Origin of the sequence: Campylobacter concisus, assembly GCF_902460895.1 — a bacterium.
GTDB lineage: Bacteria > Campylobacterota > Campylobacteria > Campylobacterales > Campylobacteraceae > Campylobacter_A > Campylobacter_A concisus_BC.
Window position 1 is genome coordinate 420639 of record NZ_CABPVL010000002.1, and the last position, 25632, is coordinate 446270.

Consider the following 25632-nt stretch of genomic DNA (forward strand, 5'->3'; position numbering starts at 1 on the left):
TTAGATCCAGATGTTGTCTATTAGCCTAGTTTTGCCTACAAAGGCGGCTACTAAGATGATGGTGTTGCCTTTTTCTACCTTTGAAATTTCATTTAAATTTCTATCCGTAACCGCGACGTAATCAACTTTTAGTGGCTCAAGTACCTCAAGCATGCTTGCTTTGATCTCGCTTGCGTCTTCTTCGCCATTTTGGATCAAATTTTGTGCTTTATTTAGCGATCTTGAAAGCCTTAGTGCGTTGCACTTATCTTCGTCGCAGATATAGACATTTCTGCTTGAAAGTGCTAGGCCGTCTGGCTCTCTAACGATATCGCAGGCAACTAGCTCGATGTTTAGGAAAAATGTCTTTATCATATTTTGCACGATGATTAGTTGTTGAGTGTCTTTTTTACCCATATAGACGCTATTTGCACGAGTTAGGCGAAATAGCTTGTTTAGCACTCTTAAGACGCCATCAAAGTGCCCAGGCCTAGTTTTGCCCTCTAAGATGGCTGAAAGCTTCTTTGGAGCGACTATGAGCGGCTCATCTTCAAAGTAAAGCTCTTTTTCGTCTGGTATAAAAATAGCGCTAACGCCATTTTGCTCGCAAATTTGGATGTCGCTTTGCTCTTTTCTTGGGTATTTGTCCAGATCTTCACCTGGTAAAAACTGAGTTGGATTTACAAAAGTTGAGACGATGCTTATCTCATTTTCGCTCACACATTTTTTTATAAGACTAACGTGTCCGTTGTGAAGTGCGCCCATAGTCGGGACAAAACCGATCTTGCCGCTTGCATTTTGGACAAAATTTTCAAGTTCGTTTATAGTTCTTATGATCTGCATATTTGACTCTTTTTATCTAAATTTTAACTTGGCATTGTAACAAAAAAGGATTAAAAGGGCGTAAATTTAAAAATGTAAGCAACTTTTGGCTAAAATCGGCAAAAATTTATGGAGAAAAACTTGGATAGTTACGAATACAACGAGCTTTTAAAGAAGCTACAAACAAAAGTTGAAAACATAGGCTCTATCGTAAAGCCTGACGAGATAAAGGCTAGGCTAAAAGAGATCGAGGCTATAGAGCAAGACCCTGACTTTTGGCAAGATATCGCTAAAGCTGGAGCGCTAAATAAAGAAAAGACAAAAATTTCAAATATGCTTGCTAAATTTAGTGACGCTCACCAAGCAGTTAGCGATGCAAAGGAGCTTTTTGAGCTAGCAAATTCTGAAAATGACGAGGAGACTATAAATTCTCTCTTTGAAGATGCTAAAAATTTAGATGAAAAGATAGTAAATTTAGAAATTTCTATGCTTTTAAGTGGCGAAGATGACGGCAAAAATGCGATCGTATCGATCCACCCAGGAGCTGGCGGCACTGAGAGTAACGACTGGGCGAGTATGCTTTATAGGATGTATCTTAGATTTTGCGAGCGTGAGGGCTTTAAGGTCGAGACTCTGGACTTTCAAGAGGGCGATGAGGCAGGATTAAAGGACGTGAGCTTTATCGTAAAGGGCGAAAATGCCTATGGATATTTCAAGGCAGAAAATGGCATCCACAGGCTCGTTCGCACAAGTCCATTTGATAGCGCAGGACGCCGCCACACGAGCTTTTCTAGCGTCATGGTAAGCCCCGAAGTAGATGATGATATAGAGATCGAGATCGAAGAGAAAGATCTAAAGATAGACACTTATAGAGCCAGTGGTGCAGGCGGTCAGCATGTAAATAAGACTGAATCAGCCATCCGCATCACGCACATACCAACTGGCATCGTCGTGCAGTGCCAAAATGACCGCAGTCAGCACAAAAACAGAGCCACAGCGATGAAGATGCTAAAATCGCGCCTTTACGAGCTTGAGCTGATGAAACAGCAAGAGGCGAGCAACAGCGTCGAAAAGAGCGAGATCGGCTGGGGTCATCAGATAAGATCGTATGTACTTTTTCCATACCAGCAGGTAAAAGACAACCGCAGCGGCGAGGCATACTCACAAACTGACGCGATACTTGATGGTGATATCAAAAAGATGATAGAGGGCGTTTTGATCGCTCAAAAGGCTGAGGCGTAGTAAATTTAAAAGAGATGAGAGCTAAAATTTCATCTCTTTTAGCTTCGTGCAGGCTTCTTCTTTGCCATGGTAGCAAGCCTCATCAAGATAAATTCTAGCTTTTTTATAGTCGTTTTTGCCAAGATAGATAAGCCCTAGATCGTAGCTGGCCTCGCTTGAGCCAAGACTAGTGGCTTTTTCATAAAAATATATCGCTTTTTCTAAATTTTTATTGACCCCAAGGCCGTATTCGTAAATATATCCAGCGCTTCTTAGTCCGTCTATGTTGCCGTATCTGCCAGCTGTCTCAAACCAAAAAAGCGCCCTTAAGATATCCTTGCTAAAGCCTTTGCCGTCACGAAAACAAACGCCAGTTTGCTGCATGGCTAGGACGTTGCCATCTTTTGCGTAGTCATAAAATCTCTTGCAAGCTTTTTGGTAGTTGCCTTCGTTATATAGATAGATGGCGTCTGCTATCTGCTCGACTTCAGGATCAAGTGGTGGCTCGCTAAGACCTAAATTTTGCGAAATTTGATCTGCAGAACAGCCCCAAAATAGCAAAATGCTAAATAGAAAAATGATAAATTTTTTCATATTTGTCCTTGAAAATTTAGGCGATTTTATCGAATTTTATCTTATAATGATCGCAAATTTAAGCAAAAAGGAACGATATGGATCATAACGCACTTTTGACACAGCTTGGCTACAACATAGATGAAACGACCACTGAGCATATGCGTAGAATTTTAAATAACACTGACGGCCTTTTGCCAAAGAGTGTGATCGAGCTAAACGATCATCTAAAGCCACACCTTTGCTTTGTAGCGATGAGCGGGAGTGAGGATAGGCTAAAGATAAAAAACGTTGCGACCGTCAAAGAGATAAAAGAGCGTGTTGATGAGATCATCAAAAGCTGGGCAAATAAATACAAAATGGATATCAAAAAGATAAACGAAACTACATACTACATAATAGGAAAAATTAAATGAAATATGACATTGTTATTATTGGATTTGGTAAGGCTGGCAAGACGCTAGCTGTAAAGGCTGCTGCGCTTGGCAAAAAGGTCGCGCTAATCGAGAGATCGCCAAAGATGTATGGAGGCACTTGCATAAACGTAGGCTGCATACCGACAAAACGTCTAATCACAGCTGCAAAAGAGGCGATATATGCAGACAATAGCGTTGAAAACGAGTATTACACGCTTAGCATCGAAAACAAAAATAAGCTAATCTCAGCTTTAAATTCTAAAAACTATGCGATGCTAAATGATAAAGAAAATATCGACGTGATCGATGGTGTTGGCTCGTTTAAAGATAAAAATAGCGTCCTAGTTACGACATCAAATGGCGAGCAAAAAGTCGTTGAAGGCGAGTTTATCATCATAAATACCGGCTCAAAAGAGGCGTATGCGCCATTTGAGATAACAAACTCAAACGTCTTTTCAAGTAAAACCTTGCTTGATCTAAAAACTATGCCAAAGCATCTTGTCATCATTGGCAGCGGCTTTATCGGCATCGAGTTTGCATCGATGTTTGCAAATTTTGGCTCAAAAGTGACCATCGTCGGACGCTCACCACTTCTAAAAAACGAAGATGAAGATATAACTAAAAGCGTAAAAGATGCGCTAAACGTGCAGGGCATCGAAATTTTAGAGGGCTGCGAGATAGAGAGCCTAAAAGATAATGCGCTAAATTTCAAACAAGATAATGAAGATAGGATCATCAAGGCTGATGCGTTTTTAGTAGCGCTTGGCAGAGTGGCAAATTTAGATGATCTAAATTTAAAAGCAGCTGGTGTAGAGCTAAATGAAAAAGGCTTTATAAAGACAAATGAGCGCCTTCAAACAAATGTGCCAAATATCTACGCGGTGGGCGACGTGCGCGGCGGAGAGCTTTTTACCTACACTAGCTTGGATGATTTTAGGATAGTTTTCTCGCAAATTTTTGGCGATAAAAAACGCACCACACAAAACAGAAGCATCCACGCAAATGTGCTATTTACCGACACTCCACTAGCAAGAGTTGGCGTAAATGCAAAAGAAGCTAGCAAGCTTGGGCTAAATTTCAAAGAACTAAAGCTTAGCATGGCAGCAGTGCCAGGAGCAAAGGTGCTAAATCACGATGTGGGCATGCTTAAAGCGATCGTTGAAGCTAGTAGTGGCGAAATTTTAGGGGCTAGCTTTCACTGCATCTACGCAAATGAGATCATAAACGAGATTGCGATTGCGATGAATTTAAAAGCAGATGCAAATTTCTTTAAAAACCAAATTTTCACTCACCCAAGCATCAGCGAAGCCCTAAATGACTTGTTTGGACAATACTAAAAGGACAAAAATGAAAAAATATCTACTACTTTTAACTGCTCTATTTTTCACAGGCTGCTTAAATGTCATCGGCATCGGGGATACGCCAAAGCAAGATGACTCGTGGCAGCAACCAAAGGACGAAAAAGTGGTGCAAAACAAAGAGCAAATTTCAAAAAATGCCATCGATCTTTTAACACCAAAGTGCGAGAGCGGCGATGCTGAAGCTTGCAATGACTTGGGTGTAAATTTTGAGCTTATGAAAGAGTATGACAATGCCTACACAAACTACAAAAAGGCTTGCGATGCGAAGGTGCAGCTTGCTTGCTCAAATCTTGGCACGCTCTATGAAAACGGCCTTGGCGTGAAAAAAGATCCAAAAAAAGCGGTCGAAATTTACAAAGATAGCTGCAACAGTGGCGGCGTGCAAGCTTGCTATCATCTAGGCAACGCCTACCGCAAGGGCGAGATCGTAAAACAAGACTACTATCTAGCGATGGAAGCCTACACAAACGCTTGCAACGCTGGGGATCTGCCAAGCTGCGCAAATATCGGTGCGATGTATGAGCTAGGTCTTGGTATGAACAAGGACGAAAAGAGAGCTTATGGGATTTACAAAGTCGCTTGCTTTCGTGGTCTAAACAAGGCATGCCCACAGATGAAAAGACTTGGCGCAAAGCTTGGCATGTAAGTAGGAAAATAAGTGAAAAAAGTTTTAAATTTCGGGCTTATCGTAGCTGCTAGCTTTATGCTAAGTGGCTGCTGGTCGTGGCAAAAGATGGTGAGCTTTGGCTTTTGGCAAAGTGATGAGGAGGCTAGGGCGGAGCGTCTTGAGCTTGAAAAAGAGAAGATGGTGCAAAACTGCGAGAGCGGAAATAGCATCGACTGTAACAACCTAGCTGTAAATTTTAGCAACGAAAAGGACTTCGTAAAGGCAAAGGGCTACTACGAAAAGGCTTGCAATGCTGGGCTTGCGACTGCTTGCTCAAATTTAGGACAAATTTATGAGCAAGGGCTAGTTGATGAGCAAAAAGATATCGAAAAGGCTCTAAAGCTTTATAAACTAGCTTGCGATAGTGGCGACGGTGTTGGCTGCTACAACGAGGCAATGGGGCTAAAGTCCTACATCGAAAGCGAAAATTTAAAAACTCATAAGATAGATAGAACTAAGGCCGAGGCTAGAGTTTTAAAGCTTTTGGCAAAGAGCTGTGAACTTGAGTATGCTCAGTCATGCTTTTTGCTTGCAAAGCTAAGTGGCGATGAAACAAAGGCAGACGCACTTTACAAAAGAGCCTGCCAACTTGGCAAATGTGTGGATAAAAGGTAAGAATTTGTGTAGCTTAAATTTATAAAAGCTACACAAAGTTAAATTTAGTTTGATCAGCTAAGTCTATATCCCACGCCTGAGATGTTTTTGATGAGGTCGGTGTCGGTTTTTGCCCTTATCTTTTTGATAGTCATTCTAAGCGCTTCGTTACTCATCGACTTCTCGCTCCAGACGTAGTTTTCTATCACTTCGTAACTCACCACTTTTTCTATATTACTCACGAGCAGAAAGAAGAGTTTTGCCTCATTTTTTGGCATCTGCACCTCTTCGCCATTTTTAAAAAGCTGCTTACTCTTCATATCGTATTCGTAAATTTCTTTAAATTTGATCCTGCTTTCAAAAATATCTTTTGTCGCTATTATGATCTTGGTTTGAAGCTCTTTACATAGTTTTGCAACCTCGCTTTGTGTGCCAGCGCCTGCGTGTAAGAACTTTGTTTGGCACCTTGCAACAGTGGTGTGGCTCTAGCTGGTTTTTATATCCATAACGGCACAGCAATTTTAAATTTAATGCAGAGAAATTTATTAAACTTGGTTACTTCAATCCAAAAACTTTTATATTAAAAGTTGTGTGGATTTTGTCGTTTTCGCCCTTCATTACGATAGGAAATTCGGCTTTTATGATGCTATCGTAGCTGCTAAGTGCATCTAGAAAGTCATAAAATTTCTGAGGAGTTTTAAGTGAGCTGGTGACATTTAGGCGGTATCTAAAGAACTTCTCTGTTGCGTTATTTTCGCCTTCTTCTATCTTGCTAAGGCTTACCTCGCTAAAAAATTGCGATGCGAAATTTATAAATTTATCCTTATCAAAAGCTGTATCATAGGCCAAGATGATAGTGCCATCTTTTTGTCTTGTCGCTTCAAGTGCTTTAAATTTAGCTTCAAATTCGTTTTTCACCTTCGTGTATGATGAGGTTTGCGAGTAGTTTTGTCTTGAGAGGCTTTTAAATTCTTTTATATTTGGCACGATAAAGCCAAATATCATTATGAAGCAAACTATGATAAAAGCAAATATAAAAAGTAAAAGCTTTACAGGATCGATTTTTTCTAAGCTTGTATCTTTTTTACTCATTATATCCCTCAGAATTATCAATCTTGTTTGTGCTTATAAAGCCGTACCAGCCGTTTTTGCTCTGATAAAAGCTAGTATTTGACGTGGTGAAAATCGACCTTAGTGGTGATGCTAAGAGCTGGTTAAAGACATCTTTTGTTGGCGTTATGCCGCGGATGATGAGCGAGTTTTTATCCATAAAGACCTCTTCAAGCGTGATGCTATCAGGCACAAGGTCAAAAAGGTTGTGCAAGCTTTGCTTTAGGATAGAATTTGACGTAAAGATATCGTTTGCCGAGTCTATCTGCACGGCAAGTTTGGCTGAAATTTCATCCGTGGTGACTATCTTTTGACTAAGCTCTTTTTGCTCGTTTGCTAGAAATTCTATATTTTTCTTGGTTGAGTAGTTTTTATAAACGATAAAGAAATTTGCCACCAAAAGCACCACAAAAGCAAAGCCTATGAGCGTTAGCCAAAGCTTGCTAAAGATAGAAAGAAGCGGTCTTGGTTCTGGGGTGATGAAGCTAAATTTCATAGTGTTATCTCTTCTTGCATGATCTCGTTCATGATGTGATTTGTGTTGATCGGATAGCTTGATGTCTCCACAAATAGCTCAGATTGTAGGTATTGTAAAAAGGTTGCGCTTGTCTTTGTGTTTTCAAAAACGATGATCTGCTCGATAAAATCGCCGCCGTAGATTGGATTTTCATAAAATTCTTTCATAGCCTTTGCGATGTAGTCAAACATCTTCATATCGCGCCCAAAGATCGCCACTGACTTCTCGACATTGGTCGAAGTTGGCATGTTTAGCTCGTAGTTTAGATCTTCAAATTCTTTTGGCTTATCGTCGCTTAAGAAATCATCCAAACTCTTGAAATCATCAAGCGCCGTTGCGCCATCTTCTTCTTTGACGATGAGATTGTCGATGTCTGTTATGTCCTCTTCTTTTAGGCTTTCGATCTCTTCGTTGCCCTCTTCAGCGTCGTTCATATTTAAAAATGTAGAGAGCTTCATCTGCTTATCTTTAAATATCGCAAGTGCAAAAGAGTGCGAGTGGATGTAGAGATATAGCGTGGTTTTTGGCGAAATTCCACGCTTTAAAAGCTCGTGAAAGAGCAGGGCGATAGGCGAGTAGATAAGATCGACACTACCTTGCCCAAAGAGGTTTTTATATCTTCTTATAGCATTTAAATTTGCATATATGCTCCAGCTATCTTGCATTACAAGGCTGGTTAAATTTTGCGTGTTGATGTTAAATTTTTTGTACTCGTCAAAGTTAGCAGTAGGCAGCGCACCTTGTGAGTCGTCGTTAAAAAAGAGCGAAACATAGACGCCAAAATAGGTCTTTTCTTGCTCCTCTATGTATTTTAAAACTTTTTCATCGACACTATCGATGCTTATGTCTGTAAATTTAGCATTTATGGTTTTTATAAGCTTGCCATTTCTAAAGACCTGACCGTAAAAAACGCACTCATTGCCCTCGATCACGGCGCTTAAGAAAAGGTTTGAAAAAAGCTTTTTGATGCTAAAAGACATAACTCTCCTAAATTTAGTGCATTATTTTTGATATGTTAGCTAAAAAGGGATTAAATAAGTTTAAAACAGCTCGTTTTTTAGTTTTGCAAACGCCTCTTTCATCTTCAGAGCTTCGCTTTTTAGCTCATCATCAAGCAGTGCAGAATTTCTTAAGCTTTCAAAATCCTCTATCATCACATCACACATCATTTTGATGCGCTCATTATCAGCCTTACTGACGCCATTTTGGCTCATTTTTTTGATGCGCTCAAGATACTCTTTGCCGTTTTTTATGTATGAGCTAAATTTTATCGCTGACTTGCTTTGATTAAGCGTGGTGGCGGCCATTTTGTTGTAGGCGTCAAGATCAAGGGCTTTTTGGCTTAAATTTATAGCCTTTTCATACTCTTTACTCTCGTAGTAAAATTTCGCTTCAAGAGCGAGCTTGTAGGAGTTGTCGCTGTAAAAAAAGAGCCCAAACAAAGCTATTATAAAAATGGCTATAAAGATAGAAATTTTATTTTTCATAAATTTCGTCCAAAATTTCTCTTATCTCATCGCTTATTTGCGGATTTTTATGCGCATATTTTTTCCACCAAATTTTTAAATTTGATCTAAAATCCTCTTTGTTTTGCTTTGCACTCTTGCCGCCGTCATTTTGTGAGGCCTGCCAAAGCTCGTTTTGTATTTTTTCTTTTGCCTTTTTTTGCTCTAAATTTGTCACGCTAAAAGGTGCTGAGAGGCTAAAATTTATAGTTGAAAATGGCTTTGGAAGTATCATCTTATCCCAGCTTTTAAATTCCCAAAACGAGTTTGCTTCGAAATTTAGAGCATAAATTTCGCAAGATGACTTTTGCGCGATCACCGCAGCTCCGTCTGCTACGCTGTGTCTTGGACCGCGTGGGCCATCTGGTGTGATGATGACGTCGTGGCCTTGCTTTATCTCTCTTAGGGCTTCTATGAGCGCCCTTGCGCCGCCTTTTGAGCTGCTGCCTCTAATGGTGCCGATGCCAAAAAAATTGATTATTCTGGTGATTAGCTCGCCATCTTTGTGGTCGCTGATTATTACCTTGCCTTGTTTTCTGTTTTGGCTGCTCCACCAGCGCCTGTAAGCAAAGCTCATAAAGCTAAGTCTGCCGTGCCAAAAGACGACGACGCAGCCATTTTGTGGCAAGAAATTTGGAGTGTAGCTCTTTTTGCAGGTTAGAAAAATGAGCCACATCAAAATGTAGATGAAAAAGACGCCAACACTTAGGGCGAGCTTTTCAAGGGCGTTTTTAAATTTGCAGCTCGCCATACAAAACCATTCGTTTTGGATTTGTGATCTTTACTTTTTGCGTAGTGCCAAGAAGCTCTTCGCTGCCATCAACTTGAACTAAAAAGTTGTTAAAACTTCGCCCAGCAACGCCGCCATTTGCTCTTAGTTCTTCAAAATATACATCAAAAATTTTATCTTTTTGTGTTGCTACGATCTCGTCTAAAATTTCGCTGTGGCGATTTTGCAGGCGCGTTAGCCTTTCTGATGCGGTTTTATCGTCTATTTGATTTGTAAAAGTAGCTGCCTTTGTAAGCGGACGAGGTGAATACTTAAAGCTAAAAATTTGTTCAAATCTAACTTGCTCAAGCACGTCCATCGTATCTTCAAATTCGCTTTCGCTCTCGCCTGGAAATGCGACGATGATATCAGTTGAGATGCTTACATCTGGACACATCTTTCTAAGTCTTAGCGCGCGGTCTAAAAACCACTCTTTTGTGTATCCGCGCTTCATCTCGTGCAAAACTTTGGTGTTTCCGCTTTGAAGTGGCATGTGCATAGACTTGCAAATTTTTGGGTTATTAGTGAAAATTTCAAGAAATTTATCATCCATGTGAAGCGGGTGCGGACTTGTAAATCTTATCCTCTCAACGCCCTCTATCTCGCTTATCTTCACTAACAGGTCGCTAAAATCGATATTTTCTTGCGCGCCTGAAAATCTTTTGCCGTAGTTATTGACATTTTGCCCTAGTAAAAATATCTCTTTTGCGCCGCTTTTTGCGGCCTTTTCTACCTCTTTTAAGATGAGGCTTGAAGGGATGGAAATTTCATCGCCTCTGGTGTGTGGGACGATGCAGTAGGTGCATTTTTTATCGCAGCCGATCGAGATGTTGATGTGGCTTTTATATGGCGAGCCTCTAAACTCACCAAATGCGTATTCGCTCTCGTCGTGGTTGATATCGGTTGAGATAAATTTAGGCGTATTTACCGCCTTTGTGATCTTGCTAACATTTCTTGCGCCAAGGACAAAATCAACATAAGGTGCGCGCTTAAAAATTTCACTACCCAAATGGCTTGCAGTGCAGCCGCAAACGCCTATCTTTGCACCTCTTTTTTTGGCTTTTTCAAAGGCTCCAACCTCGCTAAAGAGCTTATGCACCGGCTTTTCACGAACTGAACAGGTATTTATAAGGATTAAATCAGCTTCTTCGATGTTTTGTGTTAAGGAGTAGTCTTCTTTTTGTGAGAGCTCGGCTATGATATGCTCGCTGTCACGAACATTCATAGCACAACCTAGAGTTTGGATAAAGAGTTTTTTACTCATTAAAGTATATGCACTTCATACATATAATCGCTATCATCAAGGCCGTATTTCACGGTTCTGTGATAAACGCTTAGCCCTTTTTCTTCAAAGTGCTCGACTAAGGCGATTAGTTGTTTGTGCGTGTTTTCTTTATCAAAATAGAAAATTTTCTGACCCTCTTTTTCGACAGCTGCCTCTATCTTTTCTAGTGAAATCGTTTTTGGTTTTGCGTCTAATTCGGCTCTTGCAAGTTTTAGCTCCATTTTTAATCCTTTCAAAATCTTAAATTTTAATCGGTCAATATACCCAAATCATCATAAAAAAAGGATTAAATAAAAGTTAATAACAAGCTTAAAGTTATTAAAAGTATGGCTTATGTATAATTTCAAAACTTCACGAAAAATCCCCGAAATTTATCGTCACAATGGAGAAAAAATGGAAAGAATATCAGACATTATAGAGTCAATTGCAAATGAGAAAAATTTAGAGATAGAAGATGTAAAAGAGCGTGTCATAAGAGCCTTGATAAACACTGCTAAAAGGGTTTATGGCGAAAATTATGAATATGACGTGAGCATCGATGCAAATAAAAATTTAAAGCTTTATCAAAAAATTTCAATCGTAGCAAACGACGACGAGAGGCTTGCTGAAGACAATGAGCACTTTTTAAGCTTAAAAGAGGCTAAAAAGATAGATAGTGGCGTAGAGATCGGAGATGAGCTCACTTACGAACTAAGCCTTGATAATCTCGGCAGAACAGCCGCCCAAACGCTTCACAAGGAGCTTGAGTATCACATCCAACGCCTAGTCGAAGAGAAAATTTTACAAAAATATAATGAGATGAGCGGTCACATGGTATTTGGTCCGGTTGTTAGGGTTGATAACGATGAAAACACCTTTATCGAGATAGATGAGCTTCGCGCCGTTTTACCGCGCAAAAACCGCATAAAAGGCGAGAAATTTAAAGTGGGCGACGTGGTAAAAGCGGTCATTAGAAAAGTTTTCACAGATAAAAATTTAGGCATAAAGGTCGAGCTTTCAAGGACTTCACCTAAATTTCTTGAAGCGCTGCTAACTTCAGAAGTCCCTGAGATAAAAGATGGCGGCATCATTATCCAAGGAAGTGCGAGGATCCCTGGCGAAAGGGCTAAAGTAGCACTCATCTCAACCACTCCAAACATCGATCCAGTCGGCGCAACTGTCGGCACAAAGGGCGTTAGGATAAATGCCGTAAGCAAAGAGCTTCATGGTGAGAGCATCGATGCGATCGAATACACCACCGAGCCAGCGATCTTGGTAGCTCGCGCTATGGCACCTGCGATCATCACATCTGTAAAGATCGAAGAAAACAAGGCGATCGTGACACTTGCGAGCGAGCAAAAGAGCAAGGCGATCGGCAAAAATGGCATAAATATCCGCCTTGCAAGCATGCTAACTGGCTATGAGATCGAGCTAAATGAGCTTGGCTCAAAAACTAGCAGCAGCAGCGAAAATGGCGAAATGGTTAAAGATCTAAAAGCACTCTTTGGAGATAACTAATGAAATTTCAAATAAGAAAAGCGACTGAGGGCGATGTAGACGTGATTTGCGAGCTTGTAAGAGAGCTTGCGAGCTATGAAAAGATGAGTGATCAAGTCACTTTTACAAATGAAATTTTCGCAGACTCCATCTTTAACAAAAATCATGCAAAAGCCCTTGTTTGCGAAAGCGAGGGCAGGGCTATTGGCTACGCTATCTATTTTTATACATTCTCTACATTTTTGGGGCTTGGCGGAATGTATCTTGAAGACATCTACGTCAAAAAAGAGTTTAGAAATCAAGGTATCGGCAAGGCTTTTTTTAAATTTCTAGCTCAAATTTGTAAGGATGAAAATTTAAAAAGGCTTGAGTGGTGCTGCCTAAACTGGAATGAGCCAAGTATTAAATTTTATGAAAGCATGGGCGCTAAAAATCAATCTCTTGAGTGGAGAACCTACCGCTTAGACGGCGAAAATTTAGAAAAGCTGGTAAATTTATAGTTTCTAGTAAAGCTCAAATTTGCTTTGAAATTTGAGCTTGCGAGCGATTAAAATTTATATGTATATCCCATATAAAGACCGACGTTTGTCTCTTTTATTTTTGCATTATCATATTTTGTTATAGAGCGATATTTTGTTCTATCAGCTTTTAAACCAAACTCAACTGCATTGTTTTCATTTATAGAGTATTCTGCGCCAACTCTTGCACCTAGTATCCAGCCAGTTGCGTTGCCTTTTTCAGAGCCATCATGTGTGTCAAATACATCCATTTTAAGCTTTGAAAAACCAGTGTAACCGCCAAGAACTAACTTAATATCTTTTGCTACGCTCGGAGTATAGTCAGCTCCAACTATAAATTTATGAGTTTTCCATTTTATTATTGTGCCATCTTCGTCACCAAGTGACTTTTTGGCTTGAAAGTCATATATGTAAGCTCCATAAACTCTAGCTACGTCAAAGTCATAACCAGCTTTTATGCCAAGACCGGGTTGTGCTTTTTTAGCTTTTGATTTGCCATTGTCGCTTTTTGCTGTTAAATTTGAATTAAAAGAATAATCTCCTTCAACCCCAACAAACGCTCCTTGCGCTAAAGCAGCGGCACTAGCTAGGCTTAAACCTAAAGCAACTTTTAAAACTACATTTTTCATTTTTACTCCTTATTTAAAAAATGTTACGCAGCTATTTTAAATTTTCTTATATTAAATAAAGTTTAAATATTCAATGAAATTAATAAAAAACATAAAATAATTCAATTGTTTTCTTATCAGAATAAAATTTATAAAATCACTCAAAAAGAAGGAGTGTAAAGTGGCTAAGATGACAAAACGTGATATGGCTTATCATTTAGACGTTGATGTCGCAACGCTTTACAACTGGCGAAAACACAAACCAAACCTTTATCGTATCGTGATGCTTGGATTTAAATTTGATGAGCTTATCGAACAGAGTAAAAAGACTTGCAACGAGCTTTGTGAATATGAAAATTTAATCAATCAAGACATAGAAAAATTTAGTAAATAATCGTTTAAAAATCGTAATCTCTTTTATAATTGCAAGTGCTTGAAAATTCAAAATTTCTAATATACTTTTGGCTAGAAAAGCCGGAGCTTATATTTTAAGTGAAAAAATTTGAGCTCAAAGCAAGCGCTTCAAGCTCAGTTAAATTTACTCGTTTAGGATAGAGAGAAGCTCTTTGTTATCTTTTGTTTTTAGCATTTTTGCGTATAAGAATTTAAGTGCTTCGACATCGTCCATTGTAGCTATCGCAGAGCGGATAGCCCAAATTTTTTGAAGCTCATCAGGTTTTTGAAGTAGCTCTTCTTTTCTGGTGCCTGATTTTAGCACGTTGATAGCTGGGTAAATTCTGCGGTCTGAGATGTTGCGGTCAAGCACGATCTCGCTGTTTCCAGTGCCTTTAAACTCTTCAAATATAACTTCATCCATGCGTGAGCCAGTGTCGATAAGTGCTGTTGCGATGATGGTTAGTGAGCCGCCGTGCTCGATGTTTCTAGCTGCGCCAAAGAAGCGTTTTGGCTTGTGAAGTGCGTTTGCGTCCACACCGCCTGTTAGCACCTTACCGCTTGGTGGGGTCACTGTGTTATAGGCACGTGCCAGACGGGTTATGCTGTCAAGCAAGATGATGACATCTTTGCCCATCTCAACTAGACGTTTTGCCTTTTCGATGACTAGCTCTGCTACGCGGACGTGGTTAAGCGCTGGCAGGTCAAATGTCGAGCTAAATACCTCACCTTTTACGCAGCGCTGCATATCGGTAACTTCTTCTGGTCTCTCATCTACTAGAAGCACCATGAGCTGCGCTTCTGGATGGTTTTTGGCGATGCCGTGAGCTAGCTCTTTCATAAGCTCAGTTTTACCACTTCTTGGAGGTGCGACGATGAGGCCACGCTGACCCTTGCCAATAGGCGTGAAAAGATCAAGCACACGGCCCGTTAGCTTCATCGGATCATACTCTAAATTTAGCTTTTCGGTTGGGAAAAGTGGGGTTAGGTTGTCAAAGAGTGGCCTCTCTTTTGCATCTGCTAGAGGCATGTAGTTTACCGCTTCGATCTTTAAAAGGGCGTAGTATTTTTCTTGATCTTTTGGCTCTCTTACTTGACCAGTAATGATGTCGCCCACACGAAGTGCAAATTTGCGTATCTGTGAGTTTGAAACATAAGCGTCGTTTGAGCTGTCGCTTAAATTCGCATCAACAGCCCTTAAAAAGCCGTAGCCCTCGTTTGTGATCTCTAAAATTCCAGTAAATAGTATAAAGCCACCTTGTTTTGTCTGGGTTTTTAGTATCTCAAATATCAAATCTTGCCTGCGAAATTCGCGTGGATTTTCGACGCCAACGCCATTTGCGATCTGCACTAGCTCGTCTAAACTAAGCGTTCTTAGCTCTTCGATCTTGTGTCCGTCGACTGGTACGTGAGTTCTTGATGCTTGATGTTTTTTTGTAGTTTTTGTGTTTTGAGCAGCACTTTGCTCGGTTTGGTTGTTGTTTTCCATTTTTCCTCTTTAAATGCGGGGATAAGATTGCAGAATTCTGGGCTTCAAAAGTTTTTTGAAAGTTTTGGCATTTTATAAAAATAAAACTTTGTTGTCAAGAAATGCCACAGCCAAAGTCGCTAAAATAGGCAAATTTGCAGGCAAAATGACCTGCAAATTTATCTTAATGCTCGCTTTTTAGCCCAGCGCCGCACATCGAGATGATGCTTCTGCCCTCTATCTTGTGCGATTTTACGTAGCTTGCGTATGCCGCGTAGATCGCTGCTGTGGTGTGCTCGACGTAAAAACCTCGGCTTGCTAGGAAATTTCTAGCTGGCTCAATATCATCTTCTTTTATCGTGATCACTTCGCGCTCTCCTGCGTAACTGCTAGTTAATATCTCAGCGCCACGAGCAGGTTTTGCTATAGCTATGCCCTCAGCCAAAGTTAGCTCTGGCTTGATCGCAAGTGGCTCGCTTGTTGCCCCTAAAAATGGCGCGCACTTTTCACTTTGAACGATGAAAATTTTAGGTAGTTTTTTGATCACTCCAGCCTCATATAGCTCGTTTAGCGCGATCTCGCAGCCAATTAGCAAGGTGCCGTTGCCAACTGGCAAAAAGAGATTTTCAGGGACAAAGCCAAGCTGCTCGTAAATTTCATATATATATGTTTTGGTGCCTTGGTAAAAAAGCGGGTTAAATACGTGGTTTGCGTAAAATATGCCCTCATCTTTTGCCCTTTTTCTGCAAGCATCTGCCGTCTCGTCGCGCGTGCCGTCAAAGACAACCGCCTTTGCACCGTAGTACTCAAGCATCTTTATCTTTTTCTCGCTTGTGCCTTTTGGGACGTAAATTTCACACTCTATGCCAGCTCTAGCAGCGTATGCAGCGACCGAGTTACCAGCGTTTTCGCTGCTATCTTGCAATATCTTTTTAATGCCATGAGTTTTACAAAACCAAATAAGCATCACCGCGCCTCTATCTTTAAACGAAAGCGTTGGCATCGCATAGTCCATTTTAAGGTAGAGCGAATCATCAAATTTCACGCTCTTTGTTAGCCCTTCGCCAAGGCTGATATCGCGCCAAAGATCATTTTTGATAGGGAAAAATTTGCGGTATCTAAATAGGCTAAACTCGCGCTGGTCGATCAAATTTAGATCAAATTTGGCCGGTTTAAACTCCAGATCATAAAGCCCACCGCACTCGCACGCAAATATAGGCGTCTCAAAATCTGCGCTCTTGCCGCACCTTGAGCAGATAAATTTAGGCATTTTCGCTCCTTTTAAATTTTTCTATCAAGTATCGCTGTAGCTTCGATCTCTAGTAGGCAGCCAAAGTGAAGCTTATTTGTCGGCACTACGACGCGAGCTGGCTTGTGCTCGCCAAAAAATAGTGCATACTCGTCATCTATCTCGTCCCAAAAGTCGATATCTGGCGTATAGATGCGGCACATCAAGATGTCATTTCTTGTCGCATTTGCCAGCTTTAGCACGTTATCAAGGTTTTTTAAAGCCTGCCTTGTTTGCGCCTTTAGCCCCTCTGGGATCTGCCTAGTCTCAGGGTCCATGCTAAGCTGGCCTGAGATATAGAGGATGCCGTTGTGCTCGGTCGCTAAAGAGTAGTGAGCCTTTTTCTTTTTTGAAATTTCGGTCTCATAAATTTTCATATTTTCTCCTTAAAAATTTAAAAGATTATAGATAAAAATTTATTGTTTTCACTTAAATTTTACAAATTTTCATAAAAAATTATATTTTTCTTATCGAAAATTTAAAAATATTTTGGCTAAACTTAAACAAAAACAAAAGGCGCCTTATGCATCCTATATTAAAGGCATTTATCCCAACGGCAAATCTCATACAAAAAAGCTCGCCATTTGCCTGCGAAGTCGTTTTGCACGACCTTTCACACCCGCAGCGCTCAGTCGTATACGTAGCTGGCGACGTCACTGGCAGAAAGGTCGGACAAAGCTTTGATCACCTTGTAAGCGAGGTTTTAAACAGCCAAAATTTCAAAGACGACTACGTGGCGAACTACTTTTTTACAAAGGATGAAAAGCTGGTGAAGTCTTCAACCGCCTTTATCAGAGATGAGCACGGCGAGATCATAGGGGCGATATGCGTAAATGTCGATGCGAGCGTGGCAAAGAGCCTTTTTGAAATGGCTAGAAATTTCTTAAAAACGAGTGAAAATGAGCCAGATGGCGAGCAAAATGACGATGTGACAAAGATCGTCTTAGGCTTGATCGACAAGATCATCGCCAAAAACGAGGGAAAGAAGCTTAAAAAAGAGCAAAAGCTAGAACTCGTTGGCTTTATGAACGAAAAGGGCATTTTTAACATCAAGGGCGCTATCGAGGTTGTGGCAGCCAAGCTAAACGTCTCAAAGATCACGATATATGGCTATTTAGACCAGCTTAAAAAGAAGCGTCCGTGAAGTGTAGGTGCGCTCACTGCAAGCAAAGCTTTGACGAAAGCGCGATGATAGAGGCGAAAGGCGGGCTTAAGTTTTGCTGTGTTGGCTGCAAAGGCGTCTATGAAATTTTAAATGAAAGTGGCCTTGGCGAGTTTTATGAACGACTTGGCAAAAACACGCTAAATCCTGCAAGTAGCGGTGCAAATGTCAAAAATTTAGCGGCAAATTTTAGCGAGCTAGTGACAAAAGAGGGCGAGTTTTCTAAAATTTCGCTTCTCATTGACGGCATAACCTGCTCGGCGTGCATCTGGCTACTTGAAAAGGCGCTTTTTAGCCTGCCTGGTATCTTGGAGGTAAATATCAACTCGCTTAGCCAAAAAGCAGTCATCGTTTACGATGAGCAAGAGCTTTTGGTGGAGCAGATAATTGAGAAAATTTACGCCGTTGGCTACACTCCAAAGGCCTACGCGGCGAGCCAAAAAGAGGACGAGCTAGTCAAAAAAAGGCGAAATTTCTACTCAAAAGCGCTTGTTGGCGTCTTTGCCACGATGAATATCATGTGGCTAGCGATCGCGCAGTATGGCGGTTACTTTAGCGGTATCAGAAGCGACGTGAAGGACCTGCTAAGCTTCGCGCAGTTTGTGCTGGCAACGCCTGTGCTTTTCTACACTGGTAGCGAGTTTTTTAAGGGGGCAAAGATCGCCATTAAAAATGCCTCGCCAAATATGGACTTGCTCGTTATCACTGGGGCTAGCGTAACATACATCTACTCGATCTTTGCAATGCTTACAAGAAGCGGCGAGAGCTATTTTGACTCGGTCGCGATGATTATAACCTTTGTTTTTATCGGTAAATTTTTAGAAATTTTAGGCAAGAAAAAGGCTCTTGAGACTTCAAATTTCTTAAGTGATATGCTGCTTGCAAAGGTGTGCGTTTTAGAGGACGGCAAGGACATTTTAAAAGAGCCAAAGGATGTAAATTTAGGCGAAAAGATCGTGCTAAGATCAGGCGAGAGAGCGCTGCTTGATGGGGTGGTGCTTAGCGGTGAAGCAAGCGTGGATAGCTCAAGCTTAACAGGCGAAAGCTTGCCACTTTTGCTAAGCTCTAGCAGCGAGGTCAAAAGTGGCGTTGTCTGCTTAAACGGGCAGATCGTCTATGAGGCAAGGCAGATTTTTAAAAACTCATATCTTAATAAGCTTATAAATTTGCTCCAAAACGCAGAGCTAAAAAAGCTAAATATCGAGCTAGCAGTCAATAAAATCGCCTCGAAATTCTCTCTTAGCGTGCTAACTCTGGCATTTTTTACATTTTGGTTTTGGTACTTTAAATTTAGCTTTTCAGAAGCGGTAGTGACAGCTGTGAGCGTCATCGTCATCGCTTGTCCTTGCGCGCTAGCCCTTGCCACGCCAGTTAGCAGCGTTTGCGCCCTTGGGGTTGCTTTTAAAAACAAGGTGCTTTTTAAGGAGGCTAAATTTTTTGAAAGCCTTGCAAAGTGCGACGTAGCGGTATTTGACAAGACTGGGACGCTCACAAAGGCTAAATTTGAAGTGAGCGAGTTTTTTATAAAAGAGAGCGTGAGTATTGATAAAATTTACTCGCTTTGCCTCATCTCAAACCACCAAATAAGCGTGGCGGTGGCTGATTTTTTAAAGCAAAAGGGCGCAAAAAAAGTTGAGCTTGAAAATGCAAATTTAAGCGCGGCAAAGGGAGTTAGCGCTGATATTATGGGTGAGCGTTTTGTGGCTGGAAGCAGGCGCTTTTTGGCTGAAAATGGGGTGAAATTTGATGAGAGCGAAGAAAATGTTAGCTTTTTTGTGGGCAAGCAGGGCGAGCTGGTGGCTAAATTTTATCTAAAAGATAGCGTAAAGCCCGAGGCAAAGGCTTTGATAGACGAGCTAAAGAGCGCTGGTATGAAGGTGTGTATCCTAAGTGGCGACGTGCAAAATGTGGTAAAAAATGTGGCAGATGAGCTTGGTGTGAGCGAGTTTAGAGCAGGGATGCTGCCTGATGAAAAGGCTAAATTTATAGCTGGTCTTAAGCAGCAGGGCAAAAAGGTGCTGATGGTGGGGGACGGCATAAACGACGCAGCCGCGCTTAGCCTCGCTCACGTGGCTATTTGCATGGGAAGTGGCGCTGCGGTTAGCTTAGAAAAAAGCGACGTGGTGCTACTTGATGATAGCCTTCAAAGCCTTGCAAAAGCGGTGAAAATTTCAAAATTTACTTATAAAACGATAAAGCAAAATTTGCTCTTTTGCCTGCTTTATAACGCTCTTAGCCTGCCATTTGCCGTGTGTGGCTACGTCATGCCGCTTTTTGCCGCGCTTTTCATGTCGGCAAGCTCGCTAAGCGTCATACTAAACTCGCTTTTTATAGTTAGAAAATTTAAGGACAAATAGTGGATACAACGACTCTTGCGATGCTTGTTTTTATCTCGGTTTTGATGGGGGCGGCCCTGCTTTTTGGCGTGCTTTGGGGGATAAAAAATAGGCAGTTTGAAGACTACCGCAAATTTTTAGACGGAGCAAATTTAGATGATGAAGACGCGCTAAATGAAGCCTACGCACTCGAACTTCGCAAAAAAGAGGCGCTAAAAAAGAGGCTAGAAGCTAGCAAAAATAAGCATGAAGGCAAGGGCGAGCATGATGAGGCCGACAAAAAACTCTAAAATTTTCCAAGAGATGGGCCTTGCAAAAATGGGCGCTAAAAACCTAGCTAGATAGCCAAGTGCGAAGAAAAAACAAAACGAGGCAAGACTAGCTCCCACGCCAAATATCAAATTTTCATCTTTAAATTTAGTCGAAACCGAGCCTATTAGGATCATCGTGTCAAGATAGACGTGAGGATTTAGCCAAGTAAATGCGAGCGTTAAAAGGATATTTTTCTTTAAATTTGATCTGGCATAATCGCTGCTGGTATCTATGCTAAGGTCCTTAAAAAGCACGTGTGAAAGCTCTTTAGCGAGTAAAAAAGTAAAAATAAAAAGCCGCCATATAGGGCGATTTGCTTGATGATGGAGAAGTTTTGCACGAGGCTGCCAAGCCCAAAAACCCCTGCAAAGATCAAGACAGCGTCGCTAATAGCGCAAATGAGGCAGATGATAAAGATATTTTCTCTTTTGATGCCCTGTTTTAGCACAAATGCGTTTTGCGCGCCAATGGCTAAAATAAGCGATAAAGAGGTGAAAAATCCAGATATAAACGCTTGCAAATCTATCCTTCTCGCTAAAGTTTAGCTTAAATTTAGCAAAATTTAACTTTATCATAACCATAAATTTATGCCTTTTTTTATAAAATCAGCAAATTAAAATTGCAAAAAGGAAAGCAGTTGCAAGCACTAGCCCTAAAATATCGACCAAAAAATTTTGACGAGCTCATCGGACAAGAAGCCGTAAGCAAGAGCCTAACCCACGCACTTGACGAAAACAGAGTGAGCCATGCCTATTTGTTTTCAGGCCTTAGGGGAAGCGGCAAGACATCGAGCGCTAGGATATTTGCAAAGGCTTTGGTCTGCGAGAAAGGGCCAACTTCTAGGCCTTGCGAGGTCTGCGCGCAGTGCGTGATGGCAAACGAGTCGCGCCATATGGATATCATCGAGATGGACGCAGCCAGCCACAGAAAGATCGACGACATAAGAGAGCTCATCGAGCAGACAAAATACGCTCCTACGGCTGCTAGATATAAAATTTTTATCATCGACGAAGTGCATATGCTAACAAAAGAGGCATTTAATGCCCTTCTTAAAACGCTCGAAGAGCCGCCAAGCTACGTTAAATTTATCCTAGCGACCACTGACCCGCTCAAGCTACCAACGACTGTGCTTTCAAGGACGCAGCATTTTAGATTTAAGCAAATAAGCAGATATGAGATCGTAAAACATCTTGAATTTATCCTTAGCAAAGAGGGCGTGAGCTACGAGAGGGAGGCGCTTGAGATACTAGCTAGAAGTGGCGGCGGCTCGCTAAGAGATACGCTAACGCTGCTTGATCAAGCTATCATTTATGGCGCTGGCAATATCACAAAATCAAGCGTGGCAGCGATGCTCGGACTTCTTGATCCAAGTAGGATCGAGCAGATCATCGAGCACGTCGCGAATGCCGATAAAAATGCCATTAGAGTGCTTGTGACCGAGCTTGAGACCTATGAGCCAGATATGATCATAGATGAAATTTTGGCAAATTTAAAGCAGAGATTTTTAGACAATGATCCAAAATTTTCACTTCTTATATATGAGAGATTTTTTAGGATTTTGGCGCAGGCAAAGTCGATGCTAAGCGTATCAAGCGATAATGGCTTTGTGCTCATGCTTATGCTTTTTATGATGATAGAAGCGCTAAATCTGCAAGATATCAATGAAGCTATAAAACTTGCTAAGAGCGAGCCTAGCGTGGCTGTGATCGAGCCAAAAGCTGGCGTGAGTGAGCAAATTTTAGCCATAAAAGAGGCACCAAAGACGCCATACGAGCAGTTTGTGGCAAAAATTTATGATAGAAGCTTTGAGCTTGGAGAAATTTTTAAAAATCACATAAGTTTTAGCTTTTTAAATGAAAATGAGCTTGGCTTAGTCGTCAATGCAACTGGCGATGAGCTGGCATTTTTTAAAAAAAGCTGGGGCGTAATGCATGAAATTTTACATACAATTTTTGGTAAAAAAATAAAGATCGTAAATGCTAAGACACAGATTTCAGCCGCAAAGCCAGAGCCTCAAACTCCGCCACAAGAGCCAAAGGATAAATATAGCTACCTTGACGAGGAGATCGCTAAGATAAAGGCTAGGCAGCAAAATGAGCAAAAAGATGAGCCAGTAAGCGAGCCTGCTGCGCCTGAAACTAGGGTAAATGCGCTAGCTCAGCCACAAAATGACTTTGCAAAAGAGCTGATGTCGCTAAGTCAGAGCAAAAGCCCAGAGGAGCTTAAAAAGCAAAGAGAAGAGGGTGTGATAAAAGAGGCAAATAGGCTCTTTGGACAGCCTGAAGTGCAAAATAGCTAGGGATTTGGCTTTTTTGTAAATTTTTAAATAAAAGTGGTCAAATTTAGCTTTTAATAAAATTATCTGCTGCTATCCTAACTAAATGAAATCTCAAATTTATATTACAAATTTAAAAGAGTTATGGCTTATTAAATTTGAACTTTTAGTGATGCAGATAAATTTAAAACTCTGGTAAATTTGTCCCCTGTTTGCAAAATCAAATTTTGTTCAAATTTTAACCACCATATTAAATTTGAAGTTTCAAATTTATCTGCTATGACTATTTTTGTGCATGAGCTTAAATTTCTAAATTTGCATGAGTTTTGGCTTATTAAATTTAAAATTTATTCTTGTGCGTAAAGCCAAATTTAGCTCAAAATTTAACTATATAGATTTTATATTTTTAAAAAATTTATCTGTTGTGTTTAAAAAATTTCTAAGCGATAATGCTTATTGGATTTAGCTCTAAATTTAATAATCGCAGGATTTTATATTTTAAATTTGATTAAAAAAGTCTCCAAGCCCAAAATGAGCTTGGAGATCGCGTTTTAGCAAGAGAAGCAGGTCTTAAACTCATAAGCAGTTGGGCGCGCTTCGTAAGGCCAAACCTGAGTTTCAAATTTCATGTGTTGATAAGTGTCGATGAAAAGATCGCTCATTATCGGTTTTAGGTATTCGTTATCGCGGATAAGCGCTTCAAGGCTGCCACGAAGCGTGTGTGGTAGCTGCTCGATGCCGCGTTCTCTGATCTCATCTAGGTGAAGTTTAAATAAATTTTCATCCATCGGACCAACTGGCTCGTATTTGTTTTTAACGCCGTCAAGACCCGCCATTAGCATCGCTGAGAAGGCTAGATAAGGGTTTGCTGTGCTATCTGGAAATCTCATCTCAGCCCTAACTGACTTCTCGCCAGCTCCGTAAGGTATGCGGATGCTCGCTGAGCGGTTTTGGCTCGAGTAGGTGAGGATAGATGGCGCTTCAAAGCCTGGGATTAGGCGTTTGTAGCTGTTTGTGCTAGGGTTTGTAAAGGCTGCAACGCTTCTTGCGTGTTTTAAAACGCCGCCGATGTAGTGTCTAGCAAAGTCACTTAAATTTGCGTAGTTGCCCTCTTTGTAGAATAAATTTTTGCCGTCTTTCCAGACTGATTGATGCACGTGCATGCCGCTGCCGTTGTCGCCATAAAGCGGTTTTGGCATAAATGTAACTGTCTTGCCGTTTAGGTGAGCGACCATGCGAACGACGTATTTGTAAATTTGAACGTTGTCAGCAGCCTCGACTAAGTTGCCAAATTTCACGCCGATCTCACCTTGACCTTGAGCGACTTCGTGGTGTCCTAAAAATACTTCAAGGCCAACTTGCTCTAAAACTTGCATCATTTCAGCTCTTAGATCGACCATGCTATCGATTGGCTGAGTCATCAAGTAGCCGCCTTTTCTGCGTGGGCGGTGACCTGTGTTGTAGCTATCTTTAAAGTCTGCAGCGTCGTTCCACTCGCCTTCTTCACTATCTACTTGATACATCGCGCAGTTTGGGCTATCGATGATTTTAACGTTGTCAAATACAAAAAATTCATTCTCAGGGCCAAAATACGCCTCGTCGCCAAGTCCGCTATCTTTTACATATTGCATCGCTCTTTTTGCGATCGAGCGAGGGCATTTTTCATAAATTTGACCTTTGTAGATGTCGAAAATGTCACAGAAAACGACGATCGTGATATCTGAGGTAAATGGGTCCAAAAACGCAGATGTCGCTTCTGGCTTCATTATCATATCGCTCTTGTCGATTGGTTGCCAGCCGTTCATCGAGCTAGCGTCCATCGGGATGCCGTTTGTGAAATTCTCTTTTGTAACAGCTTTTATGTTGTAGCTTATGCTGTGCCAAGCGCCGTTTAGATCTGTAAATCTAAAATCTACAAATTTAACTTCATTTTCTTTGCAAAAATCAAAAAAATGATCGATGTTTTGGACAAATTTTCCCATTTTTTATCTCCTTCTGGTTTTTAATTTTCGTATTGTATCACAAAATTTTATATTTAAGATTATTTTTATATTTTATTTGACCCCAAACTAAAATTTTACTAATTCTCTATCTCTGTTTTTAAATATCGCACACTTTGAATATCCCAAATTTCTAGCTATCTGCTCGCAAATTTCGCCGTTTTTACCGATATCTTCTTTGGCATGAGCATCTGAGCCAAAGGTGATAGTGATGTCATTTTCGGCGATTAGCTCAAGTAAATTTACGCTTGGATATTGCTCTCCGATAGGCTTTCTAAAGCCAGCTGTGTTTATCTCGACTACCAAATTTGCCTCTTTTATCGCTTTTATAGCGTTTTTGGCTAGGATTCTGACATCTTTTTTGGGTAAAAATTTAAAGAGTTTTAAAAGATCGATGTGTCCCATGATGTCAAATTTACCAAGCTTAGCTGATCTTTCTATGTGGTCAAAATACTCTTGCCAAATTTGATCCAAGTCTTTGCCCTCGTAGCCGCCGATAAATTCAGGGTTGTCAAACGCCCAGCCGTTAAAAAAATGCACAGAGCCTATTAGATAATCAACCTTTCTAGCAAAAACTCGCTCGTCCATAAAGCCATCTAAAAAGTCCATCTCATAACCAAGTAAAATTTCTATCTCGCCGCTAAATTCATCTCTTAAACGTAAAATTTCGTCTTCGTAGCTTTGCATCTCTTCAAATTTCATCCTGTAAGCCTCGTCAAATTTCATCGGAGCGTGGTCGCTAAAGCCAAAGTATTTTGTACCAGCACTTATGGCGGCTTTTACATACTCTCGTGGCTCGCCAACTGCGTGGTTGCAAAGAGGTGTGTGGTTGTGAAGATCGACTGTCATTTTTAGCCTTTTAAAGTCGTTTATTTTTCAAAAATGCTACCTAAAATTTGATAAATTTAAAGATAAACGCATACTTTTTAAACTTTCTTTTTATTTAAATCCTATATAATCAAGGCAAATTTTATTAG

The 25632-nt window shown here is 40.7% G+C and carries 30 protein-coding genes; 12 read left to right on the plus strand and 18 right to left on the minus strand.

What is annotated here, in order from left to right; genetic code table 11:
- Positions 1–822 (minus strand): pantoate--beta-alanine ligase, encoded by an 822-nt coding sequence (gene panC, locus F3G98_RS03300; protein ID WP_103607686.1) that lies wholly within the window; start codon positions 820–822, stop codon positions 1–3.
- A gap of 120 nt (positions 823–942) precedes the next feature.
- On the opposite strand from panC, the gene prfB reads away from it, so the two are divergent.
- Positions 943–2043, plus strand: coding sequence for a peptide chain release factor 2 (gene prfB, locus F3G98_RS03305; RefSeq protein WP_103607687.1), 1101 nt, complete (start codon positions 943–945; stop codon positions 2041–2043).
- A gap of 21 nt (positions 2044–2064) precedes the next feature.
- On the opposite strand, the gene F3G98_RS03310 is transcribed toward prfB, so the two are convergent.
- Positions 2065–2616: a tetratricopeptide repeat protein gene (locus F3G98_RS03310; RefSeq protein ID WP_103607688.1), complete on the minus strand. Its 552-nt coding sequence runs from the start codon at positions 2614–2616 to the stop codon at positions 2065–2067.
- A gap of 77 nt (positions 2617–2693) precedes the next feature.
- Between F3G98_RS03310 and F3G98_RS03315 the strand changes: the two genes are divergently transcribed.
- From F3G98_RS03315 to F3G98_RS03330, 4 genes are read left to right on the plus strand one after another with little or no spacing between them, the layout of a single operon-like run.
- Complete coding sequence (locus tag F3G98_RS03315) at positions 2694–3011, plus strand: hypothetical protein (protein WP_012139947.1); 318 nt, start codon at positions 2694–2696, stop codon at positions 3009–3011.
- Positions 3008–4348: a dihydrolipoyl dehydrogenase family protein gene (locus F3G98_RS03320; protein WP_149725741.1), complete on the plus strand. Its 1341-nt coding sequence runs from the start codon at positions 3008–3010 to the stop codon at positions 4346–4348. Before F3G98_RS03315 ends, F3G98_RS03320 begins: the two co-directional genes overlap by 4 nt.
- A 10-nt stretch (positions 4349–4358) precedes the next feature.
- On the plus strand, positions 4359–5018 hold the full coding sequence (locus tag F3G98_RS03325; RefSeq protein ID WP_021089510.1) for a tetratricopeptide repeat protein: 660 nt from the start codon (positions 4359–4361) through the stop codon (positions 5016–5018).
- Between the two features lie 12 nt (positions 5019–5030).
- Entirely contained in the window at positions 5031–5654 is a 624-nt protein-coding gene (locus F3G98_RS03330) for a tetratricopeptide repeat protein (protein WP_103603107.1), read from the plus strand.
- A gap of 53 nt (positions 5655–5707) precedes the next feature.
- Here F3G98_RS03330 and F3G98_RS03335 read toward each other — a convergent pair whose 3' ends face one another.
- From F3G98_RS03335 to F3G98_RS03370, 8 genes are all read right to left on the minus strand, one after another.
- Positions 5708–5953, minus strand: a complete 246-nt coding sequence (locus tag F3G98_RS03335; protein ID WP_149725742.1) for a winged helix-turn-helix domain-containing protein — start codon at positions 5951–5953, stop codon at positions 5708–5710.
- Positions 5954–6188: 235 nt separating this feature from the next.
- Positions 6189–6725, minus strand: coding sequence for a hypothetical protein (locus F3G98_RS03340; RefSeq protein WP_107944187.1), 537 nt, complete (start codon positions 6723–6725; stop codon positions 6189–6191).
- The gene (locus F3G98_RS03345) at positions 6718–7239 is read right to left on the minus strand and encodes a PilN family protein (protein WP_107944188.1); all 522 of its coding nucleotides are present in this window, start codon (positions 7237–7239) and stop codon (positions 6718–6720) included. Before F3G98_RS03345 ends, F3G98_RS03340 begins: the two co-directional genes overlap by 8 nt.
- Positions 7236–8240 carry a DUF8341 domain-containing protein gene (locus F3G98_RS03350; protein WP_107944189.1) on the minus strand — a complete coding sequence of 335 codons (1005 nt, stop codon included), beginning with the start codon at positions 8238–8240 and terminating at the stop codon, positions 7236–7238. Before F3G98_RS03350 ends, F3G98_RS03345 begins: the two co-directional genes overlap by 4 nt.
- Positions 8241–8300: 60 nt before the next feature.
- Positions 8301–8747, minus strand: coding sequence for a hypothetical protein (locus F3G98_RS03355; RefSeq protein ID WP_107944190.1), 447 nt, complete (start codon positions 8745–8747; stop codon positions 8301–8303).
- A complete protein-coding gene (locus F3G98_RS03360; RefSeq protein WP_107944191.1) occupies positions 8737–9516 on the minus strand; it encodes a lysophospholipid acyltransferase family protein in 780 nt (259 codons plus the stop codon). The genes F3G98_RS03355 and F3G98_RS03360 overlap by 11 nt, the downstream gene beginning before the upstream one ends.
- The gene (miaB, locus tag F3G98_RS03365) at positions 9497–10798 is read right to left on the minus strand and encodes a tRNA (N6-isopentenyl adenosine(37)-C2)-methylthiotransferase MiaB (protein WP_149725743.1); all 1302 of its coding nucleotides are present in this window, start codon (positions 10796–10798) and stop codon (positions 9497–9499) included. The genes F3G98_RS03360 and miaB overlap by 20 nt, the downstream gene beginning before the upstream one ends.
- Positions 10798–11040: an HP0268 family nuclease gene (locus tag F3G98_RS03370; protein ID WP_002941786.1), complete on the minus strand. Its 243-nt coding sequence runs from the start codon at positions 11038–11040 to the stop codon at positions 10798–10800. Before F3G98_RS03370 ends, miaB begins: the two co-directional genes overlap by 1 nt.
- Before the next feature lie 172 nt (positions 11041–11212).
- Here F3G98_RS03370 and nusA point away from each other — a divergent pair, with 172 nt between their 5' ends.
- Together nusA and F3G98_RS03380 are read left to right on the plus strand one after the other, a co-directional pair.
- Positions 11213–12316: a transcription termination factor NusA gene (gene nusA / locus F3G98_RS03375; protein WP_149725744.1), complete on the plus strand. Its 1104-nt coding sequence runs from the start codon at positions 11213–11215 to the stop codon at positions 12314–12316.
- A complete protein-coding gene (locus F3G98_RS03380) occupies positions 12316–12795 on the plus strand; it encodes a GNAT family N-acetyltransferase (protein ID WP_149725745.1) in 480 nt (159 codons plus the stop codon). The genes nusA and F3G98_RS03380 overlap by 1 nt, the downstream gene beginning before the upstream one ends.
- A gap of 47 nt (positions 12796–12842) precedes the next feature.
- Here the strand turns inward: F3G98_RS03380 and F3G98_RS03385 are convergent, their stop codons facing one another.
- Positions 12843–13442, minus strand: coding sequence for an outer membrane beta-barrel protein (locus F3G98_RS03385; protein ID WP_103607699.1), 600 nt, complete (start codon positions 13440–13442; stop codon positions 12843–12845).
- A gap of 160 nt (positions 13443–13602) precedes the next feature.
- Here F3G98_RS03385 and F3G98_RS03390 point away from each other — a divergent pair, with 160 nt between their 5' ends.
- Complete coding sequence (locus tag F3G98_RS03390) at positions 13603–13815, plus strand: transcriptional regulator (protein WP_002941953.1); 213 nt, start codon at positions 13603–13605, stop codon at positions 13813–13815.
- 144 nt (positions 13816–13959) lie between these two features.
- Here the strand turns inward: F3G98_RS03390 and rho are convergent, their stop codons facing one another.
- The 3 genes from rho to F3G98_RS03405 all read right to left on the minus strand — a co-directional run bounded on the left by rho (position 13960) and on the right by F3G98_RS03405 (position 16947).
- Entirely contained in the window at positions 13960–15303 is a 1344-nt protein-coding gene (gene rho, locus F3G98_RS03395; RefSeq protein WP_002941811.1) for a transcription termination factor Rho, read from the minus strand.
- A gap of 163 nt (positions 15304–15466) precedes the next feature.
- A complete protein-coding gene (locus tag F3G98_RS03400) occupies positions 15467–16552 on the minus strand; it encodes a pyridoxal-phosphate dependent enzyme (RefSeq protein WP_103607700.1) in 1086 nt (361 codons plus the stop codon).
- 11 nt (positions 16553–16563) lie between these two features.
- Positions 16564–16947 carry a RidA family protein gene (locus F3G98_RS03405; protein WP_103607701.1) on the minus strand — a complete coding sequence of 128 codons (384 nt, stop codon included), beginning with the start codon at positions 16945–16947 and terminating at the stop codon, positions 16564–16566.
- 146 nt (positions 16948–17093) lie between these two features.
- Here F3G98_RS03405 and F3G98_RS03410 point away from each other — a divergent pair, with 146 nt between their 5' ends.
- The 3 genes from F3G98_RS03410 to ccoS are packed head-to-tail and all read left to right on the plus strand — an operon-like array spanning position 17094 to position 20358.
- A complete protein-coding gene (locus F3G98_RS03410) occupies positions 17094–17714 on the plus strand; it encodes a helix-turn-helix transcriptional regulator (RefSeq protein ID WP_103607702.1) in 621 nt (206 codons plus the stop codon).
- Positions 17711–20089, plus strand: a complete 2379-nt coding sequence (locus tag F3G98_RS03415) for a heavy metal translocating P-type ATPase (protein WP_149725746.1) — start codon at positions 17711–17713, stop codon at positions 20087–20089. Before F3G98_RS03410 ends, F3G98_RS03415 begins: the two co-directional genes overlap by 4 nt.
- Positions 20089–20358 carry a cbb3-type cytochrome oxidase assembly protein CcoS gene (gene ccoS, locus F3G98_RS03420; RefSeq protein WP_103645212.1) on the plus strand — a complete coding sequence of 90 codons (270 nt, stop codon included), beginning with the start codon at positions 20089–20091 and terminating at the stop codon, positions 20356–20358. Before F3G98_RS03415 ends, ccoS begins: the two co-directional genes overlap by 1 nt.
- Here ccoS and F3G98_RS10880 read toward each other — a convergent pair.
- Complete coding sequence (locus F3G98_RS10880) at positions 20293–20634, minus strand: LysE/ArgO family amino acid transporter (RefSeq protein WP_258035556.1); 342 nt, start codon at positions 20632–20634, stop codon at positions 20293–20295. The genes ccoS and F3G98_RS10880 overlap by 66 nt on opposite strands.
- A complete protein-coding gene (locus F3G98_RS10885; protein WP_262974960.1) occupies positions 20610–20900 on the minus strand; it encodes a LysE/ArgO family amino acid transporter in 291 nt (96 codons plus the stop codon). Before F3G98_RS10885 ends, F3G98_RS10880 begins: the two co-directional genes overlap by 25 nt.
- Positions 20901–21017: 117 nt before the next feature.
- Here F3G98_RS10885 and F3G98_RS03430 point away from each other — a divergent pair, with 117 nt between their 5' ends.
- Complete coding sequence (locus F3G98_RS03430; RefSeq protein WP_149725747.1) at positions 21018–22679, plus strand: DNA polymerase III subunit gamma/tau; 1662 nt, start codon at positions 21018–21020, stop codon at positions 22677–22679.
- A gap of 527 nt (positions 22680–23206) precedes the next feature.
- On the opposite strand, the gene glnA is transcribed toward F3G98_RS03430, so the two are convergent.
- Both glnA and F3G98_RS03440 read right to left on the minus strand, forming a co-directional pair.
- Entirely contained in the window at positions 23207–24637 is a 1431-nt protein-coding gene (gene glnA / locus F3G98_RS03435; RefSeq protein WP_103607707.1) for a type I glutamate--ammonia ligase, read from the minus strand.
- 87 nt (positions 24638–24724) lie between these two features.
- The gene (locus F3G98_RS03440; protein WP_103607708.1) at positions 24725–25504 is read right to left on the minus strand and encodes a histidinol-phosphatase; all 780 of its coding nucleotides are present in this window, start codon (positions 25502–25504) and stop codon (positions 24725–24727) included.
- Positions 25505–25632: the final 128 nt, after the last annotated feature.

Bases quoted from the DNA above. Each gene is read 5' to 3' on its own strand.
- F3G98_RS03335 (WP_149725742.1), bottom strand. From the start codon at position 5,953: ATGAAGAGTAAGCAGCTTTTTAAAAATGGCGAAGAGGTGCAGATGCCA.
- F3G98_RS03410 (WP_103607702.1), top strand. From the start codon at position 17,094: ATGCATCCTATATTAAAGGCATTTATCCCAACGGCAAATCTCATACAA.
- F3G98_RS03355 (WP_107944190.1), bottom strand. From the start codon at position 8,747: ATGAAAAATAAAATTTCTATCTTTATAGCCATTTTTATAATAGCTTTG.
- F3G98_RS03380 (WP_149725745.1), top strand. From the start codon at position 12,316: ATGAAATTTCAAATAAGAAAAGCGACTGAGGGCGATGTAGACGTGATT.
- miaB (WP_149725743.1), bottom strand. From the start codon at position 10,798: ATGAGTAAAAAACTCTTTATCCAAACTCTAGGTTGTGCTATGAATGTT.
- F3G98_RS03340 (WP_107944187.1), bottom strand. From the start codon at position 6,725: ATGAGTAAAAAAGATACAAGCTTAGAAAAAATCGATCCTGTAAAGCTT.
- glnA (WP_103607707.1), bottom strand. From the start codon at position 24,637: ATGGGAAAATTTGTCCAAAACATCGATCATTTTTTTGATTTTTGCAAA.
- rho (WP_002941811.1), bottom strand. From the start codon at position 15,303: ATGGAAAACAACAACCAAACCGAGCAAAGTGCTGCTCAAAACACAAAA.
- F3G98_RS03315 (WP_012139947.1), top strand. From the start codon at position 2,694: ATGGATCATAACGCACTTTTGACACAGCTTGGCTACAACATAGATGAA.
- F3G98_RS03370 (WP_002941786.1), bottom strand. From the start codon at position 11,040: ATGGAGCTAAAACTTGCAAGAGCCGAATTAGACGCAAAACCAAAAACG.
- F3G98_RS03360 (WP_107944191.1), bottom strand. From the start codon at position 9,516: ATGGCGAGCTGCAAATTTAAAAACGCCCTTGAAAAGCTCGCCCTAAGT.
- F3G98_RS03350 (WP_107944189.1), bottom strand. From the start codon at position 8,240: ATGTCTTTTAGCATCAAAAAGCTTTTTTCAAACCTTTTCTTAAGCGCC.
- nusA (WP_149725744.1), top strand. From the start codon at position 11,213: ATGGAAAGAATATCAGACATTATAGAGTCAATTGCAAATGAGAAAAAT.
- F3G98_RS03400 (WP_103607700.1), bottom strand. From the start codon at position 16,552: ATGCCTAAATTTATCTGCTCAAGGTGCGGCAAGAGCGCAGATTTTGAG.
- F3G98_RS03405 (WP_103607701.1), bottom strand. From the start codon at position 16,947: ATGAAAATTTATGAGACCGAAATTTCAAAAAAGAAAAAGGCTCACTAC.
- F3G98_RS03325 (WP_021089510.1), top strand. From the start codon at position 4,359: ATGAAAAAATATCTACTACTTTTAACTGCTCTATTTTTCACAGGCTGC.
- F3G98_RS03345 (WP_107944188.1), bottom strand. From the start codon at position 7,239: ATGAAATTTAGCTTCATCACCCCAGAACCAAGACCGCTTCTTTCTATC.
- F3G98_RS03320 (WP_149725741.1), top strand. From the start codon at position 3,008: ATGAAATATGACATTGTTATTATTGGATTTGGTAAGGCTGGCAAGACG.
- F3G98_RS03385 (WP_103607699.1), bottom strand. From the start codon at position 13,442: ATGAAAAATGTAGTTTTAAAAGTTGCTTTAGGTTTAAGCCTAGCTAGT.
- F3G98_RS03440 (WP_103607708.1), bottom strand. From the start codon at position 25,504: ATGACAGTCGATCTTCACAACCACACACCTCTTTGCAACCACGCAGTT.
- panC (WP_103607686.1), bottom strand. From the start codon at position 822: ATGCAGATCATAAGAACTATAAACGAACTTGAAAATTTTGTCCAAAAT.
- F3G98_RS03310 (WP_103607688.1), bottom strand. From the start codon at position 2,616: ATGAAAAAATTTATCATTTTTCTATTTAGCATTTTGCTATTTTGGGGC.